20 protein-coding genes are annotated in these 17,388 nt (G+C 70.1%); 7 read left to right on the forward strand and 13 right to left on the reverse strand.

Annotated features, from left to right (window positions below):
* Nucleotides 1-66: 66 nt before the first annotated feature.
* Both QSU92_RS05205 and QSU92_RS05210 read right to left on the reverse strand, forming a co-directional pair.
* Nucleotides 67-960 carry an aldo/keto reductase gene (locus QSU92_RS05205; protein ID WP_289265117.1) on the reverse strand — a complete coding sequence of 298 codons (894 nt, stop codon included), beginning with the start codon at nucleotides 958-960 and terminating at the stop codon, nucleotides 67-69.
* Between the two features lie 41 nt (nucleotides 961-1,001).
* A complete protein-coding gene (locus QSU92_RS05210) occupies nucleotides 1,002-2,123 on the reverse strand; it encodes a Gfo/Idh/MocA family protein (protein WP_289265118.1) in 1,122 nt (373 codons plus the stop codon).
* A 194-nt stretch (nucleotides 2,124-2,317) separates the two neighbouring features.
* Here QSU92_RS05210 and QSU92_RS05215 point away from each other — a divergent pair, with 194 nt between their 5' ends.
* Both QSU92_RS05215 and QSU92_RS05220 read left to right on the forward strand, forming a co-directional pair.
* A complete protein-coding gene (locus tag QSU92_RS05215) occupies nucleotides 2,318-2,518 on the forward strand; it encodes a hypothetical protein (protein ID WP_289265119.1) in 201 nt (66 codons plus the stop codon).
* Nucleotides 2,519-2,528: 10 nt separating this feature from the next.
* On the forward strand, nucleotides 2,529-3,008 hold the full coding sequence (locus QSU92_RS05220; RefSeq protein ID WP_289265120.1) for a BLUF domain-containing protein: 480 nt from the start codon (nucleotides 2,529-2,531) through the stop codon (nucleotides 3,006-3,008).
* A gap of 26 nt (nucleotides 3,009-3,034) precedes the next feature.
* Here the strand turns inward: QSU92_RS05220 and QSU92_RS05225 are convergent, their stop codons facing one another.
* The 8 genes from QSU92_RS05225 to QSU92_RS05260 form a co-directional block, all read right to left on the reverse strand.
* Nucleotides 3,035-3,760 carry a ThuA domain-containing protein gene (locus QSU92_RS05225; RefSeq protein ID WP_289265121.1) on the reverse strand — a complete coding sequence of 242 codons (726 nt, stop codon included), beginning with the start codon at nucleotides 3,758-3,760 and terminating at the stop codon, nucleotides 3,035-3,037.
* A gap of 78 nt (nucleotides 3,761-3,838) precedes the next feature.
* The gene (locus tag QSU92_RS05230) at nucleotides 3,839-5,197 is read right to left on the reverse strand and encodes a pyridoxal phosphate-dependent decarboxylase family protein (protein WP_289265826.1); all 1,359 of its coding nucleotides are present in this window, start codon (nucleotides 5,195-5,197) and stop codon (nucleotides 3,839-3,841) included.
* Nucleotides 5,198-5,351: 154 nt separating this feature from the next.
* Nucleotides 5,352-6,767 carry an NtaA/DmoA family FMN-dependent monooxygenase gene (locus QSU92_RS05235; RefSeq protein WP_289265122.1) on the reverse strand — a complete coding sequence of 472 codons (1,416 nt, stop codon included), beginning with the start codon at nucleotides 6,765-6,767 and terminating at the stop codon, nucleotides 5,352-5,354.
* 17 nt (nucleotides 6,768-6,784) lie between these two features.
* Nucleotides 6,785-8,038, reverse strand: coding sequence for an acyl-CoA dehydrogenase family protein (locus QSU92_RS05240; RefSeq protein WP_289265123.1), 1,254 nt, complete (start codon nucleotides 8,036-8,038; stop codon nucleotides 6,785-6,787).
* A complete protein-coding gene (locus tag QSU92_RS05245; RefSeq protein WP_289265124.1) occupies nucleotides 8,035-9,240 on the reverse strand; it encodes an acyl-CoA dehydrogenase family protein in 1,206 nt (401 codons plus the stop codon). The genes QSU92_RS05240 and QSU92_RS05245 overlap by 4 nt, the downstream gene beginning before the upstream one ends.
* A complete protein-coding gene (locus QSU92_RS05250; protein WP_289265125.1) occupies nucleotides 9,237-9,899 on the reverse strand; it encodes a methionine ABC transporter permease in 663 nt (220 codons plus the stop codon). The genes QSU92_RS05245 and QSU92_RS05250 overlap by 4 nt, the downstream gene beginning before the upstream one ends.
* Nucleotides 9,892-10,944: a methionine ABC transporter ATP-binding protein gene (locus tag QSU92_RS05255; protein ID WP_289265126.1), complete on the reverse strand. Its 1,053-nt coding sequence runs from the start codon at nucleotides 10,942-10,944 to the stop codon at nucleotides 9,892-9,894. Before QSU92_RS05255 ends, QSU92_RS05250 begins: the two co-directional genes overlap by 8 nt.
* Before the next feature lie 29 nt (nucleotides 10,945-10,973).
* A complete protein-coding gene (locus QSU92_RS05260) occupies nucleotides 10,974-11,969 on the reverse strand; it encodes a MetQ/NlpA family ABC transporter substrate-binding protein (protein WP_289265127.1) in 996 nt (331 codons plus the stop codon).
* Between the two features lie 190 nt (nucleotides 11,970-12,159).
* On the opposite strand from QSU92_RS05260, the gene QSU92_RS05265 reads away from it, so the two are divergent.
* The 4 genes from QSU92_RS05265 to QSU92_RS05275 all read left to right on the forward strand — a co-directional run bounded on the left by QSU92_RS05265 (nucleotide 12,160) and on the right by QSU92_RS05275 (nucleotide 14,707).
* The gene (locus QSU92_RS05265; RefSeq protein WP_333783447.1) at nucleotides 12,160-12,948 is read left to right on the forward strand and encodes an ATP-binding cassette domain-containing protein; all 789 of its coding nucleotides are present in this window, start codon (nucleotides 12,160-12,162) and stop codon (nucleotides 12,946-12,948) included.
* Complete coding sequence (locus QSU92_RS17480; protein ID WP_333783448.1) at nucleotides 12,902-13,138, forward strand: hypothetical protein; 237 nt, start codon at nucleotides 12,902-12,904, stop codon at nucleotides 13,136-13,138. The genes QSU92_RS05265 and QSU92_RS17480 overlap by 47 nt, the downstream gene beginning before the upstream one ends.
* Complete coding sequence (locus tag QSU92_RS05270) at nucleotides 13,135-14,007, forward strand: ABC transporter permease (RefSeq protein WP_289265128.1); 873 nt, start codon at nucleotides 13,135-13,137, stop codon at nucleotides 14,005-14,007. The genes QSU92_RS17480 and QSU92_RS05270 overlap by 4 nt, the downstream gene beginning before the upstream one ends.
* 151 nt (nucleotides 14,008-14,158) lie before the next feature.
* Nucleotides 14,159-14,707, forward strand: a complete 549-nt coding sequence (locus tag QSU92_RS05275; protein WP_289265129.1) for a gluconokinase — start codon at nucleotides 14,159-14,161, stop codon at nucleotides 14,705-14,707.
* A 3-nt stretch (nucleotides 14,708-14,710) separates the two neighbouring features.
* On the opposite strand, the gene QSU92_RS05280 is transcribed toward QSU92_RS05275, so the two are convergent.
* The 3 genes from QSU92_RS05280 to QSU92_RS05290 all read right to left on the reverse strand — a co-directional run bounded on the left by QSU92_RS05280 (nucleotide 14,711) and on the right by QSU92_RS05290 (nucleotide 17,054).
* Nucleotides 14,711-16,411 carry an alpha-keto acid decarboxylase family protein gene (locus QSU92_RS05280; RefSeq protein ID WP_289265130.1) on the reverse strand — a complete coding sequence of 567 codons (1,701 nt, stop codon included), beginning with the start codon at nucleotides 16,409-16,411 and terminating at the stop codon, nucleotides 14,711-14,713.
* A 166-nt stretch (nucleotides 16,412-16,577) separates the two neighbouring features.
* Nucleotides 16,578-16,871, reverse strand: coding sequence for a hypothetical protein (locus tag QSU92_RS05285; RefSeq protein WP_289265131.1), 294 nt, complete (start codon nucleotides 16,869-16,871; stop codon nucleotides 16,578-16,580).
* A 24-nt stretch (nucleotides 16,872-16,895) separates the two neighbouring features.
* Nucleotides 16,896-17,054 carry a hypothetical protein gene (locus tag QSU92_RS05290; protein ID WP_289265132.1) on the reverse strand — a complete coding sequence of 53 codons (159 nt, stop codon included), beginning with the start codon at nucleotides 17,052-17,054 and terminating at the stop codon, nucleotides 16,896-16,898.
* Between the two features lie 62 nt (nucleotides 17,055-17,116).
* Here QSU92_RS05290 and QSU92_RS05295 point away from each other — a divergent pair, with 62 nt between their 5' ends.
* Nucleotides 17,117-17,386 carry a hypothetical protein gene (locus tag QSU92_RS05295; RefSeq protein ID WP_289265133.1) on the forward strand — a complete coding sequence of 90 codons (270 nt, stop codon included), beginning with the start codon at nucleotides 17,117-17,119 and terminating at the stop codon, nucleotides 17,384-17,386.
* Nucleotides 17,387-17,388: the final 2 nt, after the last annotated feature.

Raw genomic sequence — 17,388 nt, forward strand, 5'->3', positions numbered from 1 at the left:
GTCACGCCCCTCGGATGTGCCTGCCTCGGCGCGGTGTCCGTCGGCGTCCTGCGACTACCGTTCGCTTCACTCCGGGTCGATGCCCACGGAATACGACAGGCGCTCGACCTCGTCGTCGGACAAGGCCAGGTCGGCGGCGGCCGCAGAGTCGCTGATCGACGCGGGACGCCGCGCGCCGGGGATCGGGATGACGTTGTCGGCGAGTGCCAGCTCCCAGGCGAGGACCACGCGCTGCGGGCTCACGCCGTGCGCCGATGCCACCTCGGCGAAGGCCGAGAATCGGTCGCCCACGGTGCGCGCTCCCCCGCCCGTGCCGCCCAGCGGGCTCCAGGGCAGGAAGGCGATGCCCTGCCGCGCGCAGTGGCGCAGCTCGTCGATCGAGCCGGGATGCTTCGGCGAGAACTGGTTCTGGACGCTGGCCAGGTTGCCGTCGCCGAGCACCTCGACGGCGATGTCGATCTCCTCCACGCTCGCGTTCGAGATGCCGATGTGGCGGATCAGCCCCTCGTCCTGCAAGACCTTCAGATTCCGCATGATCTCGCCGTAGACCATCGAGCGGTCGGGCCGGTGGTACTGGTAGAGCTCGATCGCGTCCACGCCCAGGATCCGCAGCGACCGCTCCACGGCGGCGCGGAGGTAGGCGAGCGAACCGTCGCGCCCCCACTTCTCGCCCTCGGACCGCGTGATCCCGCCTTTGGTCGTGAGGAAGATCGCCGATGCATCGCCGTCCCAGGTGCGCAGCGCCTCGGCGACGATCTCCTCGTTGTGGCCCATCTGGTCCCACTGCGGGGCGTAGATGTCGGCGGTGTCGATGAGGGTCACCCCGGCGTCGAGGGCGGCGTGGACGGTGGCGACCGCGTCTTCGCGCGTCGGGAACACCCGGTCGCTGTTCATCGACAGGGGCATCGCCCCCAGTCCGATCGCCGAGACCGTGCGACCGGCGAGTGAGCGGTTCTTCATGAGTGCTTCTCCTTGGGTGGTGTCATGCGACCAGGGCCGGCTCAGCGCGGCAGCGCGCCGAATCGCGTCAGTGGCACCGCGGCAGGGCGTTCGACGGTCGTGGCCAGCTCGATCCACCGACGCTCGGCGGCGGCATCGAGGAGCGATGTCATGATCTCCAGCACGTGCAGCGCCATCGCGCCACTCGCGCGTCCGCCGTCCGGCCGCAGGAAGTCGACAAGACCGACGCCCCGGCCCGCACCGACATAGCCGGCACCCGTGGGCACCTCGGCCCACTCCTGCGCGCCGTGCCGTCGCATCCGCACCTGCCCGTCGAAGTGATTGGGGTCGGGCGCATGCAGACTGCCCGCCTCGCCGTGCACCTCGATCGGCGGCGCTCCGGTCTCGCCGCCGTCGAAGCTGAAGGTCACCGTCGAAATGGCGCCGCCCTCGTGCTCGAGTGTCCCGGTGACGTGGGTGTCGACCTCGACGGGGATCTCCTCCCCCGCGCGCGGGCCCGTGGCGATGCGCCGGATGTCGCGCGAGCGCGATGACGCCCCGCTCACCCGGACGACCGGGCCGAGCAACTGGACGAGCGAGGTGAGGTAGTACGGCCCCATGTCCAGCAGCGGGCCGCCCCCCTCGCGGTAGTAGAAGTCGGGATGCGGATGCCACGCCTCGTGGCCGCCGGAGGTCCACGTCGCGATCGCCGCGACCGGGCGGCCGATGAGGCCCGCATCCACGGCGGCGCGTGCGGTCTGGATGCCGGTGCCCAGGACCGTGTCGGGAGCCCCGCCGAGCCACGTGCCGGCCGGAACGGCGTCGACGATGCGTCGCGCATCCGCCAGAGTGGTCGCGAGCGGCTTCTCGCCGTAGACGTTCTTCCCCGCGGCGAGCGCCTGCAGGGCGATCTCCGCGTGCGCCGCGGGGATGGTGAGGTTCAGCACGGTGTCGACCCGCGGGTCGCTCATCAGCTCAGCGACGGATGCGGCCCGGCATCCCGGGATGTCGCGGGCGACGGACTCGGCCCGCGCCACATCGAGGTCTGCGACGGCCACGACGGCGACGTCGTCGCGCCCTCGGAAGGTGGTGAGGTACTGGCCCGAGATCACACCGAGGCCCACGATTCCTATCCCGTGGGTCAACTCGGTGGGGACTGCGTCACTGCCGGTCGACGTCGTCATCGTGCATCCCTTCGCCTGTGAATCGGGCCGGTCCCGCCCTGTCATGTTACCGGTCACACGCGCCGAGGCCGCGGCTCGACTACCGTACCGAGACCCGGGTGTGGCACGCTGAGGGTCACGCGTGGATCCACCGGCGCGCAACAGGATGAGTAGGCCAGCTCGTGAATCACCGAGGCAGCAGTCCTGGCGCCGGCGTGGTCTGGTCGCGTGTGGAAGACGGGTTCCATGTCGGAAGCCGCAACGGCGCGCTCCTCGGATACATCATCCGAGAGCGCGACCGCCGGTTCACCGCCTACGACATGCGCTCTCGACCGGTCGGGAAGTACCCCGACCTGACCGAAGCCATGCACGGGCTGGTAGCGGTGACGCTCGGGATCGGCTACGAACGCAGATGAGGGAGACCGCGTGAGGGAAAGCACAGCCACGCGTCCGCAAGGCCCGTCCGACGACATCCTGTCGGTGCTGTACACCAGCACGTCCCATGAACCGATGGACGATGAGCAGCTGACGCAGCTCCTCACCGCAAGCCGCGAGAACAACGCCGCTGCCGGGATCACCGGTCTTCTCGTCTACCGTGCGGGGCGCTTCTTCCAGGTGATCGAGGGCCCCTCCGCCGCGGTCCGCACGCTCTACGAAAGGATCGTCGCCGACCCTCGTCACCACTCGGTGCGCACCCTCGTCGAGGATCGTGTCGAGGAACGCCACTTCGGCGAATGGACGATGGGCTTCGAGCGCGTCTCCGGTCACGAGGAGACCATCCCCCTCGGGTTCCGCAGCACCTTCGACGATCTGGATGACGCCCAGGGCGCCGCCCCGACGATCCGCGCGGCGCGGGAGCTCAGCCTGTGGTTCCGCGTGCGCTCGCGCGAAGCGACATCCTTCTGATCATCCGATCGAGGATGCCCGTCTGATCACACGCGCTCGCGCGCGGCCCACAGCATGCCGCGCTCGATGATCGTGCGCACACGCTCATCCTGCAGCACGTCGACGCTGTGACCCGGGGTCGCCACGAACACCCGCCCGCTCCCCCACGCTCGCGTCCACACCGCGGGCGAGGTGATCTGCCGGTGCCACGGGTGGTAGGGCTGCACCGGGTGGGTGGTGGTCGCCAGCACGTCGTTCAGGTCGTCGTGGAGCACCCAGTACTGCTCGGTGGCGAGGTCGAAGTCGCCGACGCCACGGGTGATCTCGTGGTCGCGCCCGAGCGGGGTGATCTCGATCGTGTGCGGCAGGAAGTTGTCGGTCTCGTCGCTGACGCGCTCGTCGGGGGCCTTCGCCGGATGCGTCGCGAACTGCCCGCCGATCAGCTGCAGGTAGTCGGAGCTGTTGCGGTACGAGTCGGCGATCCCGCCGTGCCAACCGGCGAGGCCGGTCCCCGCGGCCACGGCATCCATGAGGCCGCGCAGCGCGTCGGCCGAGATCTCCGACATCGTCACGCTCTGCACGATGAGGTCGGTCTCGGCCATGGCCTGGGCGTCGGCGTAGACGCCGTTGGAGTCCTCGATCCGCACCGTGAACCCCTGATCGCGCAGGAACGGCACGAAGAGATCGGTCGCCTCGACCGGCTGGTGCCCCTCCCATCCGCCGCGCACGATGAGCGCACGGCGCTCGGGGTGGTCTCCTGCTCGATCGTTCACTGGTCACCTTTCCGCAACCCGGGACACATTACCCCGCAGCGGGTCTTCTCGCGGATTCCGACGGTCGACGACGGGCGGTCAGCCCAGTGAATCGAGGATGCCGCTCAGCAGCTCGTCGGTCGTGAGCGGCGAGATGAGGGCGATCCTCAACACCGGTTCACCCCGGTGCGAGCTCGGCACCACGAAGGCGCGCTGGTCGTCGAGCAGCTTGTCCGACCACGACTCATACTCGGCGAGCGACCACCCCTCTCGGCGGAACACCACGACCGACAGATCGGGTTCGCGCACGAGTGACAGCTCGGGGCGGCGCCGGATGTCATCGGCGAGACGCTTCGCACGCGCGACCGCATCTGCGATCGCCACCCGGTACTGCTCCGTGCCGTGCACGGCGAGCGAGAACCACAGCGGGAGGCCGCGGGCTCGGCGGGTGAGTTGTATCGCGAGGTCGGAGGGGTTCCAGTCGAGCGAGTCGGTCAGGGTGTCGAGGTACTCGGCCTTCTGCGTGTGCGAGTGGATCGCCGGCACTGGGTCGCGATAGATGAGCGCGCAGGCGTCGAAGGGCGCGAAGAGCCACTTGTGCGGGTCGACGATGAGCGAGTCGGCAAGCTCGACCCCGGCGAAGAGCGGCCGCGAGGCGGGCGAGAGCATCGCGGCGAGTCCGTATGCGCCGTCGACGTGGAACCACACGCCGGCGTCGCGGGCCGCGTAGGCGACCGAGGCGATGTCATCGACGATGCCGAAGTTGGTGGTTCCGGCGGTGGCGACCACGGCGAAGACCCGGTCGCCGTGCGCCTCGAGAACCGCGCGCACCGCGTCGCCGTGGAGCTTGCCGTCATCTCCCACCTCGGCCGTGAGCACATCGACATCCATGACCGCAGCCGCCGATGCGATCGACGAGTGCGCCTCGGCGCTGCAGACCACCGCCCACCGAGCGGGCGTGGGTCGCTCGGCGTCGGCGGCGCGGCGGCGCGCGTGGTCGCGGGCGGTGACGAGGGCGGAGAGGTTGCCGATCGTTCCGCCCTGCACGAACACCCCGCCCGCCGACGAGGGGAGGCCGAACTCGACGGCGAGCCAGCGCAGCACCTCGTTCTCGGCGAAGACGGCTCCCGAGCCCTCCATCCACGAGCCTGCGTAGATCGCGGATGCCGACACCACCACGTCGAACGCGAGGGCGGCCTTGGACGGCGCGGACGGAATGAAGGAGAGGTAGCCGGGGTGATCGGTGGACAGGCATGCGGGGGCGAGCACGTGCTCGAAGAGCGCGAGCGCGCGCTCGGATCCCATGCCGCCCGGGCGGATCGAATCGCCGGCGAGCCGGCGGAGGTCGGCCAGGCGCATCGCGCGATCGAGCGGCACGTCGGGGTAGAGCGCCCGGCGACGGGCGTACTCGAGCACCTGGTCGACGACGGCGGTCGTCTGCGGGGTGATGGCGTGCATCCGCGCGGCGTCGCCGCCGTCGGCGACGGAGGAATCAGGGGTCACGCGGCCGATTCTAGATTCCTCCGCGGAGCGCGCGGGAGGAGATCGGCCGCTGGGAGGTCGGCTGCCCCCGCTCGGACCTCCCGCGCGTCGATCTCCTCCGGCGCGCCAGTCAGGCCGAGAACCGCAGCGGTTCGCGGCTCGCGCGTACCCCTGCCGCCCCGCGATACGTCGCCGCCGGGTGGGGCGCGGCCAGCCGCGACCCCTTCCCGAACAGTCGCTCCCGGAGCGTCTGCGGCTCCGCCGGTCGCTCGCGGATGCGTCCGCGCCGCCGCAACTCCGGTACGACCAGCTCGACGAAGTCGCGCGCGGTGTCGAACGAGTGGTACTGGCGCAGGTTGATGCCGTCCACGCCGTCCTCGTCGAGCCAGCTCTCGATCTCGTCCGCCACGACGGTGGGGGTGCCTGCGACGAAGAAGCGTCCCTCACGTTGCGCGGCGAATCGGTCGAGGACCGCGCCGACCGTCGCCGACCCGTCGATCGGCCCCATCGCCCCCGGCGACAGGCCTGCGTCGGCGAGCGCCGCCGCGATCGTCTGCTCGCGAGGCAGGCGCGGGAGGTCCAGCGGCAGGCTGGCGTGCGCCAGGATGCCCTCGAGACTCTGCCGTTCGCGGTAGCTACGCCACTTGTCGGCCGCCTCCTCCTCGGTGCGCCCCACAACGACGCCCGCCTGGACGATGAACTTCACGTCGTCGCCCGACCGCCCGCTCGCCTCGGCCGCCGCCCGCATGTCGGCGGCGTGGCGGCGGAAGTCCTCGGCGGTGCGCCCCCCGGTGAAGACGAGCTCGGCGTGCCGCCCGGCGAACGCGATCCCCGCGGGCGATTGCGTCGCCTGGTACAGCACGGGTGTCCGCTGCGGAGAGGGTTCGACCAGGTGCGGTCCTGCCACCCGGAAGTGCTCGCCGACGTGGTCGACGTAGCGCACCATCTCGGGCCGGGCGAACACGCCGTTCTCACGGTCGGCGACGACGGCGTCGTCATCCCACGATCCCTCCCACAGCTTGTACACGACCTCGAGGAACTCATCGGCGATCTCGTAGCGCTCGTCGTGCGGGATCTCCTCGGCGAGGCCGAAGTTGCGCGCGGCGTTCGGAAGGTAGGACGTGACGATGTTCCATCCGACGCGGCCTCCGGTGAGGTGGTCGAGCGTCGACATGCGCCGCGCGAACGAGAACGGCGGCTCGTAGCTGGTCGAGAACGTCACGCCGAAGCCGAGGTGCCGGGTGACGGCCGCCATGAGCGGGATGACCAGCAGCGGGTCGTGGGAGGGGATCTGCAGCCCCTCCTTCACGGCGGTGTCGGGGCCGCCACGGAACGTGTCGTAGGCGCCGACGACGTCGGCGAGGAACACTCCGTCGAATCCCCCCTCCTCGAGGATCTGAGCAAGCTCGGTCCAGTACCCGATCTCACCGTGACGGTGACGGTTGTTGTCGGGAAGCGTCCACAGCCCGTGGGTGATGTGGCTGACGGTGTTCATCTCGAACAGGTTCAGGATGAGCGGCTTCTTCTCGGGGGACGCAGAGGTCATGAGGGGATTCTTCCGGTTCAGGCTTCGCCGCTGGTCCACCAGGCGACGATCGGGGTGGAGTTGATGAGATGGTCGCCGACGATCCGCGCCTTGTAGCGCGCGGGGTTGTGCGAGGAGAGCGCCCGGGCGTTGCGCCAGTGCCGGTCGAGCGCGAGCGACTCACCGAGGGCGCTCGCTCCGCCGACCTCGAACAGGTCGGTCGCCGCCCTCAGCACGGCGGGGATCACGACGAGCTGCGCCTGCGCGGTGGCGAGGTCGGCCGCGGCGATGGCGGCGGTGCGGTCGTCTTCTCCGGAGGAAGAATGCGGATGCTGCGCCTCTGCCGCTCGCTGCAGCGCCGTGACCGCACGGGTCAGCGCCGCATCGGCGGCGAACGAGGCTGCAGAGAGGTCGCCGACCACTTCTTGGACGATCGGATCGTGGCGCGGCCGGTCTGCGCTGGCGTGCGAGTAGGAGCGAGTGCGTTCGCGGGCGAACCGCGCGGCGTCGTCGACGACGGCGCGCCCGATGCCGGTGAGGGCGGCCAGCAGGACGAGTTGGACGAACGCGCCGGCATGGCCGGGGACGGCGGCGCGGGCGAGGACATCACCCGCTGCCACCCGGACGCCGTCGAAGATCGTCGATCCGCTGCCGGTCATCCGCTGTCCGAACCCATCCCAGTCGTCCACCCGGGTGAGCCCGGGCGCGTCCGTCGCGACGAGGACACTGACCGGATCGGGGCCGAGGCCGGTCGTGGCATCGGGAGTCGCAAGCACGCCCACCACATCGGCGAAGAGGGTGCCGGTGCTGTAGAACTTGCGTCCGTCCGGGCGCTGACCGCGTTCGTCGCGCGTCAGGGTCGTCGCATAGGAGCCGACGCTCGCCGAGCCTCGTTCGAAGGTCGCATTGCCGTAGATCGCCCCCGCGGCGATGCGCGCGAGGCGGGCACGGGCGGTCGGCGGCGCCTCGCCGTGCAGCGTGCGGTCGATGAATGCGAAGTGCGAGCGCAGGAGCTGAGCGACGTTCGGGTCGCGCCGGGCGAGCTCGGCCAGGAGCTCGAAAAGCGCGAGATGGTCGACCGCATCTCCACCGAGCTCGCGAGGAAGGGTGACCCGCGTGAATCCGGATGCGCGCAGGAGCTCCACCTCGGCGAACGGCAGGCGCCGCTCGTTCTCCCGCGCGACAGCCCCGGCGCCGATCTCGTCGAAGACCGGCCGGTAGCGCTCGACGATGTCTCGGATGCTCGTGCGCGGCTCGGAGTCGTTCTCCAGCACGGACGGCGGGAGCGTCATCTTCCCGGCGCCTTCCAGTCGGGAAGAGTCCCCCGCAGCTCCCACTGGCCGATCGCGCGGGCGCGTTGGACGACGGGGTTGTGCGAGGCGATCGTGCGGACGTTCCGCCAGTGGCGGTCGAGCGCCGTGGTCACGCTCACCGCCGACGCTCCGCCGACCTCGAACAGCCGCGTCGCGGCATCCAGGACCAGGCGGGGCACGACCTCCTGCAGCCGGTAGACCTCGAGCTGGAGCGCGCGGAGCCGGTCGGCACCGGCGGCGCTCTGGTCATCCAGCGCGTCGCCGAGCTCGGCGGCGACCGAGAGCACAAGACGTCGCGCGGCGGAGGCGGCCGCACTCACCTCACCCACCACGAGCTGCACGAGCGGGTCGTCGGCGGGCAGCGTCTCGCCGGCGAAGCCGAAGGTCCGCCGCCGCGGCCGGACGAACGCGACGGTGTCGTCGAGCGCGCGTTGCGCGATGCCGGCGATGACAGCGATGAGCGTCAGTTGGTAGATGCTTCCCAGAGCCGCCCATCGCCGCGCGTCGTCTACCCACGCGATCACATCGCGCGGATCGACCGGCACCCGCTCGAAGGTCGTCGTGCCGCTGCCGGTCAGGAGCTGCCCGAAACCGTCCCAGTCGTCCACCGGGCGCACCCCCTCGTGGATCGCCGACACCGTGACGGCGACCCGCTCGTCGCCGTCGAGCGCCGCGAGGTGGATCCAGTCGGCGTAGATGCTGCCGGTCGTGTAGTACTTCGTGCCGGTGAGCAGCAGTTCGTCCCCCACGCGGTCGATGCGGGTGTCCAGCCGCGCGGTGCCGTGCCGCTCGGACTGGGCGTTGCCGATCAGGTCACCGGCGAGGATGCGGTGCCACCACCGGTCATCCGCTCCCCCACCCTGCGCCCGGAGATCCTCGACGAACGCGATGTGTCCGCGCCACAGGTGACCGAGGCTCGCATCGGCGGACGAGAGGCGGATGATGCGGTCGATGACCTCAACGAACGGGAGGTCGACCCCGCCGCGCGCGGCCGGCACCCGCAGCGCGCCGAATCCGAGGGCGCGCAGCTCGGCGACCTCGTCGAAGAGGAGCCGCCGGTCTCGCTCGCGGTCGACCGAACCGGCGGCGACCCGGTCGAGGAAGGCCGCGAAGGAGGCCCCCTCACCGTTCTCGTGCCGCTCGCCGACGAGGGAGGCCGTCCGGGCGTCGACGGCGCTCAATGCAGCACCCGCTTCGCGACGGCGTTCCCGATCAGCTGCGCGAGCTGGACCAGCACGATGAGCGTGACGACGACGATCAGAACCGTGATCCAGTCGAAACGCGCGTACCCGAACTTCAGCGCCAGGTCGCCGAGCCCCCCGCCGCCCACGACGCCGGCGACGGCCGTGGCGTCGACGAGCGCGACGAGGATGTAGGTCAGTCCGAGCGTCAAGGGCCCGAGCGCTTCGGGCACCACGATCGTGAAGAGCACCCGGGCGGGGCTCGCACCCATCGCCGCTCCCGCCTCGATCGATCCCGGATCGACGGCGACGAGATTCGACTCCGCGACGCGGGCGATCGCCACACTCGCGACGAGCACGAGAGGGAGTGTCGCGGGAAGCGGACCGATGCCGGTTCCGAACACCATCCGGGTGAGCGGAATGAGCGCGATCGCGACGATGAGGAACGGGATCGGCCGGATGACGTTGATGACGAAGTTCAACACCCCGAAGATGACGCGGTTCTCCAGCAGATTCCCCGGGCGCGAAGCGTAGAGCAGCAGACCTAGGAGAATCCCGATGATCGCGGCGCCGAGGAACGCGACGGAGACCATCAGTCCCGTCTCGGCCAGCGCCTGGAAGAAGCGGGGCAGGAATGCCTCGAGGTCGAACTCACGCATAGGTCACCTCCGGACGTCGCGTATCGGTCAGCTCCGTCACCGCGGTGACGGCGGAGAGATCGTCGAGGGCGTCGTCGATGTCGGATGGCAGACCCACCAGTTCGACGGTCAGTGTGCCGAAGGTGCGGCCCTGCAGTTCGTCGACTCCGCCGTAGATGACGTTCGCGTCCACCCCGTGGTCACGCGCGACCCGGGAGAGCACCGTTCCCGCCCCGTCGTCGTCGGCGATCCGCACCTGCACCAGTCGACCCGGATGGCGCACGCGCAGTCGATCGAGCGTCTCCGCCGAGGGGACGTGGCGGAGGACCGACGACACGAACCGCCGCGAGGTCGGGTTCTGGGGGGCCGAGAAGACGTCGTAGACGCTCCCCGTCTCGACGACGCGTCCGCTGTCCATCACCGCCACCCGGTGGGCGATCTCGCGCACGACGTCGACCTCGTGGGTCACGAGCACGATGGTGACGCCCTGCTCGCGGTTGATCCGTGTGAGGAGCTCGAGCACCTCGCCCGTGGTCTGGGGGTCGAGGGCGCTGGTGGACTCGTCGGAGATGAGGATGTCGGGACGCGTCGCCAGCGCCCGGGCAATGCCCACCCGCTGCTTCTGCCCTCCAGAGAGCTGCGAGGGGTATGCGAGCGCCTTGTCGGAGAGGCCGACGAACTCGAGAAGCTCCTCGACCCTGTCGACGATCTGCTCGGCCGAGTAGCCGGCGAGCTTCAGCGGGTACGCGATGTTCTTGTAGACCGTCCGAGATCGCAGCAGATTGAATTGCTGGAAGATCATGCCGATGCCCTGCCGAGCGGCGTAGAGTTCTCGTCCCGTCAGAGAGGAGATCTCCACGCCGTCGACGACGACGCGTCCCGATGTCGGACGCTCCAGAGCGTTGACGGTGCGCAGGAGGGTCGACTTCCCGGCGCCGGAGTACCCGACGATTCCGAAGATCTCGCCGCGGTCGACGGTCAGGTCGACGTCGCGGAGCGCGTCGATGCGGCGCCCCCTGACGGTGAACGTCTTCGACACGCTCTCGAAGGAGATGGCCGTCGTCATGTCCGTGTCCTCTCTGCGCGCCGCCGGGCTCAGCCCTGCGCGGCCGCGGCTTCTAGATCGGCGAGCTTGGCGCGGAGGTCTTCGACGTCGACGTCGACCAGCACGGTGTTGCCGAAGTACTCCTCCTCCAGGGCGTCGGCCACGCGGGGGTCGGCGTACGCCTCTTCGAGGATCCTCCACGCGGGGTTGTCGACGTCGTCGGCGCGGGTGGCGACGACGTTGACGTATGGCAGGTTCTTCTCATCGAGCGAGTCGTCGAGGAAGAGCGCGTCAGCCGCCCCGATCCCCTGCGAGGGGTCGAAGTACGAGGTGCCGACGATGACGGCCGAGAGGCTCGGGTCTTCGAACTGGAGCGGAATGTCGCGGGCGGGGAGCGGCACGAACTGCAGGTTCCGGTCGTTGGTCTCGATGTCGTCGACGGTCGGGAAGTCACCGGCGTCGTCGGAGAGCTCGATGAGCCCGGCCGACTCGAGGATGTTCAGGGCCCGGCCGCCGTTCGACGGGTCATCCGGAATGCCGATGCGCGCCCCGTCGGCGAGGGCGTCGACGTCGTCGAGGGTGGCCGAGAAGATGCCCCACTGCGTGATCACGGTCGAGAAGACCGGGGTGATGTCGGCGTCGTTCTCGGTGTTGAAGGCGCTGAGGTACAGGATGTGCTGGAACGCGTTGGCGTCCACCGTCCCGGCCACGAGCTCGTTATTGGGAAGCACCCAGTCGTCCACGTTGAGCCACTCGACCTCGAGACCCTTCTCGGCGGCGACCTCGGCGATGGTGTCCTGGAACACAGTGTCTTCGGCGGTGGCGATGGTGACGCTGAGGTCGTCGGGCGCGGCCGAAGCCTCGGCGGCGTTCGCGGTCGGCTCGGTGCTGCCGAGGTTCGCGACGATCGCGACGGTCCCGGCGAGAAGGCCGGCGACGGCGACGGCACCGACCGCGATGGCGGCGGTGCGGCGCTTCTTCTTCTGCGCGGTGAGGGCGGTGCGAAGGTCGCTCTCGCCGGACGGGGCGGGGTTCTCTGCGGACATGGTCGGTCTCCTGGATGCTGCGGACGTGGCCTGTGGGCAGTCAGTAAACGGGCCGCACACAGGCCGGTGCAACGGGGCCTGTCATTGTTGGAAAGCGGGCGTCACATGAGGTCGCACAGCGTCATGTTTCATGCCCTCGCGCCGCTCTCGAACTCTCGGGGATGTCACACGCGAGGAGTACCATCCGGCCATGGCATTCATCGAGGCGAGGGACCTCGTCAAGACCTACCAGCCCAAGGGCGCGCCCGAGGTCCGCGCGCTCGACGGCCTGACCCTGCAGGTGCCGGAGGGAACGGTCACCGCTCTCCTCGGCCCGAACGGCGCGGGGAAGACCACCACCGTCAAGGTGCTGACGACTCTGATCCGCCCCGATTCCGGTCAGGCGACGATCGGCGGCGTCGACGTCCTCGCCGACCCGCAGGCGATCCGGCGCATGAGCGGCGCGAGCGGACAGTACGCGGCGGTGGATGAGAACCTCACCGGGTTCGAGAACCTGCTGATGGTCGGCTTGCTCTACCATCTGGGTCGGCGCCGGGCGACACAGCGCGCTCGGGAGCTGATCGAGGTGTTCGACCTCGTCGAGGCGCAGAACCGGCCGGTGAAAGGCTTCTCGGGAGGCATGCGGAGACGGATCGACCTGGCGGGCGCCCTCGTCATCAATCCCCCGGTCCTCTTCCTCGACGAGCCGACGACCGGTCTCGATCCGCGCAGCAGGCTCGCCCTGTGGGACATCATCGAGTCTCTCGTCGCAGGAGGCACGACCCTCCTCCTGACCACCCAGTACCTCGAGGAGGCCGACCGACTGGCCGACTCGATCTCGATCATCGACACCGGCAAAGTCATCGCCGAGGGCACGGCCGACGAGCCTGAAGGCATCGGTCGGCGGCCAGCGGGTGGCGGTCACCCTGGTCGACCAGGCCGACAGAGAGGCGGTGACCGACATCCTCCGGCGCCGCGGAACCGGAGCGGTCGTCGCTGACGGCGAGCGCACGCTCGTCGCACCGGTGGCCGACGGATCAGCGGCTCTCAGTGGCGTGATGGCCGACCTGGCGTCCGCAGGCATCGACCTCCACGACGCCGGGATGCGCCGGCCGACACTGGACGACGTCTTCCTGCAGCTCACCGGCCATGCCGCTGACAGCGCAGCCGATGAGGAGGCCGCAGCATGAGCACGACGGCACGCGCCGGTGAGGGGTCGGCCGCCGCCGCCCTCGCCGCGACCCTCGAGGCCGAACCGGGAACGCCGCTCAGCCGTTTCGTGTCGGACGGCTACGTCGCGACCTGGCGCAACATCAAGAAGATCGTCCGCGTCCCCGACATCCTGGTCTTCACCCTCATCCAGCCGATCATGTTCGTGCTGCTGTTTACCTTCGTCTTCGGCTCGTCGATCGCGGTGCCGGGTGAGAACTACACGTCGTTCCTCATGGCGGGGATCTTCGCCCAGACGATCGTGTTCGGATCGACCTACTCCGGCTCGGCGATGGCGCAGGACCTGAAGGACGGGATCATCGACCGCTTCCGGACACTCCCGATGAACGGGTCGGCGGTGCTCGTCGGCCGGACTGTCGGCGACCTGGTCATCAACGTCCTGTCACTCGTGGTCATGATGGGCACCGGGTTCATCGTGGGATGGCGCGTGGAGTCGTCTGTGCCGAGCTTCTTCGCGGGCGTCGGACTGCTGATGCTGTTCTCGTACGCGTTCTCCTGGGTCATGGCCTTCCTCGGCCTCGTGGTGCGCAGCCCCGAGGTCATCAACAACGCCTCGTTCCTCATCCTCTTTCCGCTCACCTTCATCTCCAACGCCTTCGTGCCGAGCGAGAATCTGCCCGGTCCCCTGCGGGTCTTCGCAGAGTGGAACCCGGTGTCGGCGCTCGTGCAGGCCGCGCGCGTGCTCTTCGGCAACGTTCCGGCGGAGGCGCCGGTCGCCGATGCGTGGCCCCTGCAGCATCCGGTCGTCTACGTCCTGGTGTTCGCCGTCGTGATGCTCGTGATCTTCGTGCCGCTGTCGATCAGGCGCTTCGCGACCCTCAGTCGCTGACTCGTGGCGCCTCGCGCGCCGCTCGTCGGCACACGGGAGGAGATTGGCGCACCGGAGGCGCGAACTCGCCGATCGATCCTCCCGCGCGTCGGTCTCCTCCCGGTTGCCGCCTTGGACCCGGCTCACGCCGCCGCGCTAGGGTGGCGATCCTATGGATGTCCCCTCGAGCGCGCACACCCTGCACTCCCCCGTCGTCGTCATGGGCGTCTCCGGCGCGGGGAAGACGACCATCGGCATCGCGCTGGCGTCCGCCCTCGGCGCCCCTTTCATCGACGCGGATGACCTGCACTCCGACGACGCGCGCGAGAAGATGGCGCGGGGGGAGCCGCTCACCGACGACGACCGCTGGCCCTGGCTCGCGCGCGTCGCCGCGCGCCTCGCCGACGTCGACCAGCCGGCGACGGTCATCGCCTGCTCGGCGCTGAAGCGCGCGTATCGCGACGCTCTCCGAGCCGAGCGCCCTGACATCGCGTTCATCCATCTCACCGGCACCCGTGGCCGGGTCGCGGAGCGGCTTCGCCACCGGGCAGGGCATTTCATGCCGTCGGCGCTCCTGGAATCGCAGCTTCAGACGCTCGAGCCGCTCCAGGCCGACGAGCTGGGCGCCGCGGTGTCGGTCGAGGGCGACCCTGCGCACGTCACTCGCGACGCGATCGATGCCCTCGAGCGGCTCTCGGTCGTGGTGACGCCGGCCTCGTAGCGGTCAGGCCGGCGCGCGGTTGGCCGCAGCGGCCGCGGTGGCGATGGTCCGAAGGACCGGAGGCACGTCCTGTGGCGGCACGACCGCCTGGATCAGCGTGAGTGTCGCGCCGTCTCGCGCCTCGGCGAGCGCCGCGCGCAACGCGTCGGGGGTGTCGACACGGATGCCGCGGGCCGACCCCGCTGCATCCATCGCCTTCATCAGCTGCACCCAGTCCCACGTGCCGATGTCGTTGTACGCCTCGTTCGCCCCGTGGATGACGCGTTCGACGGTGTACCCGGCGTTGTCGACGACGATCACCACGGCCGGGATGCCCCGGCGCAGGAGCGTGCCGAGCTCGGCGACGGTCATCTGGGCGGCACCGTCGCCGATGAGCAGCACGGGGCGTCGGTCGGGCGCGGCGAGCGCCGCGCCGAGCACCGCCGGCAGGGTGTAGCCGATCGAGGCCCAGAGCGGCTGTCCGACGAAGGTGACACCGCCGGGCAGTCGGTGATCGGCCATGCCGTAGAACGAGGTGCCCTGATCGGCGAAGACGATGTCTCCGGGACTGAGGAAGTCGGCGACTTCGCGCCACAGGGCCTCCTGCCCGAGCAGACTGTCGATGTCGTTCGAAGCGGTCTCGGTCGATTGCCCCGGAGCCGCTGAGGCCATCGGACTCCCGCCCACGCCCGCCTTGGTGAGAACCTCGGCGACGATGTCCAACGCGTCGGTCATCGCCAGCGGCGAGAAGATGCGCCCGTCCCACGAGACCGCTTCGCCACCGATCTCGACCGCGCGGGCGGAGTCGATGCGCTGCGAGAAGAAGCCACTGGTCAGGTCGGTGAACTGCACGCCGGCCATGACGAGCAGATCCGCGTCTTCGACGGCGATGCGCACGTGCTCGTCACTGGAGGCGCCCAGGTAGGAGCCGAGGTATCCCGGCGCCGACTCGTCGACGACGCGACGCCCCCAGAGCAGCGTCGCGTGCGGGACGCCGAGGGCGGTCACCCGATGCAGGTGCTGCTCGGCCCCGAGGCGGGAGACGAGGATGTCCGCGAGGAGCGCCACGGTCGACGCCTGCGTCATCCGCTCGGTCAGCCGGGCACGGAAGTCGGCCGCGACGCCCGCGTCGGTGACCCCGGGATGCTCCGCGAGCGGAGCCACGGGCGGGGTGGCGGGTGCCGCCGCGACATCCGCCGGCAGCACGAGGTAGCCGGGAAGGCGGCGGTCACGGGCCTCCATCAGGACGCCGTCGATCTCATCGGCGTACCCCCCGGCGGTGACCGTCGCGTGGGCCGCGGCGATCTCGGCGGTCATCCGCGCGAAGTGCCCGAAGTCGCCGTCACCGAGCGTGTGATGCGTCGCCCGGCCCGCCGCCTGGGTGGCCGTCGTCGGCGCTCCCACCACGTGCACAACGGGGACGTGCTCGGCGCGGCTGCCCGCGAGGGCCGCGATCGCGGACAGCTCGCCGACCCCGAAAGTGGTGCAGAGCGCGCCCAGTCCGTGCAGTCGCGCGTAGCCGTCGGCGGCGTAGCCGGCGCCCAGCTCGTTCGCGCATCCGACCCACTCGATGGCGGGGTGGGCCTGGACGTGGTCGAGGAACGACAGGGTGAAATCACCCGGCACGCCGAACAGGTGCCGAACACCTGCGTCGGCCAGCCGGTCGAGGAGGTAGTCGCCCACGGTGTACACGCCTCCCGGCGTCGTCCCTGCGTGAAGTGCCACGCCCGCCCCCCATCCGCGACCCCGTGCGAGGAGTCGTCGGTGACACGCTAGCGGCGTTCGCCTTCCGGCGCCTGACGGGGCCTGCCGCTGTCCCTAACTCCTGCAGAACGGGCGCGCGGTCGGTCTTACACCCCCGAATCCTCGGGTCTGGCCCGAAACGCAGGAGTCAGGGGCGCGGCAGCTGGAACGGCGTGTTCACGTGCGCGAACGGCCACGCTTCCTCGATCCACCGGGGGACGAAGGCGTCGAGGGCGTCGCGCCACTGGTCAGGTGCATCCTCGGCGATCCACCACGACACCTCCGCGGCAGCGCCGTCGGGGCCGGCCGGCAACGGGTCGATGTAGACGCACCCGAGCAGCCGGGACTCGTCCTGCGTGAGCACGGCGTAGTTGAAGGACACGTGCGCTTCCATGTCGGCGGCGTGGTGGGCGAGGTCGTCCTCGTCCTCCTCGTGCGTCATGGATGCCGGCGGCCATCCCCACGCCTAGCCGTACATCTGCCACAGCATGTCGCGGTTGGCCATGACGGTGACCATGTCGATGTCCACGTCGCTCGCTCGGATCGGGCGGAGGTGCACCCCATCGACGAGCGGCACCGACCTCGGATGCACGAAATCCTGCGGCAGCCACGGCTCTTCGCTCACTGTTCCCCCTCGTGATCGCGGGCCCCAGCGCATCGGCGGCCCGGCTCTGACAGTATCGAGGCATGTCGAACGCCGCCGCACGCACCCGCAACCCCACCGCCTGGGCCGCCTTCTGGGTCGGGCTCGCCGGCCTCGTCCTCATGCCGATCCCGCTCTTCATCGGGCTGATCCTCGGTGGAGGCCTGTCGCTCATCGCCGCGGTCCTCGTCGTCATCGCCCTGCTGAAGGGCCTCGCACGCAGCGGCAGGGGCATCGCGCCCGTGGTGTTCGCGGCGATCTTCGTGCTGCTCACGTGGGGCGGCATCTCGATCGGCGGCGGCACCATCTGGTGACC

The sequence above is a fragment of the Microbacterium sp. ET2 genome, from assembly GCF_030347395.1.
GTDB lineage: Bacteria > Actinomycetota > Actinomycetes > Actinomycetales > Microbacteriaceae > Microbacterium > Microbacterium albipurpureum.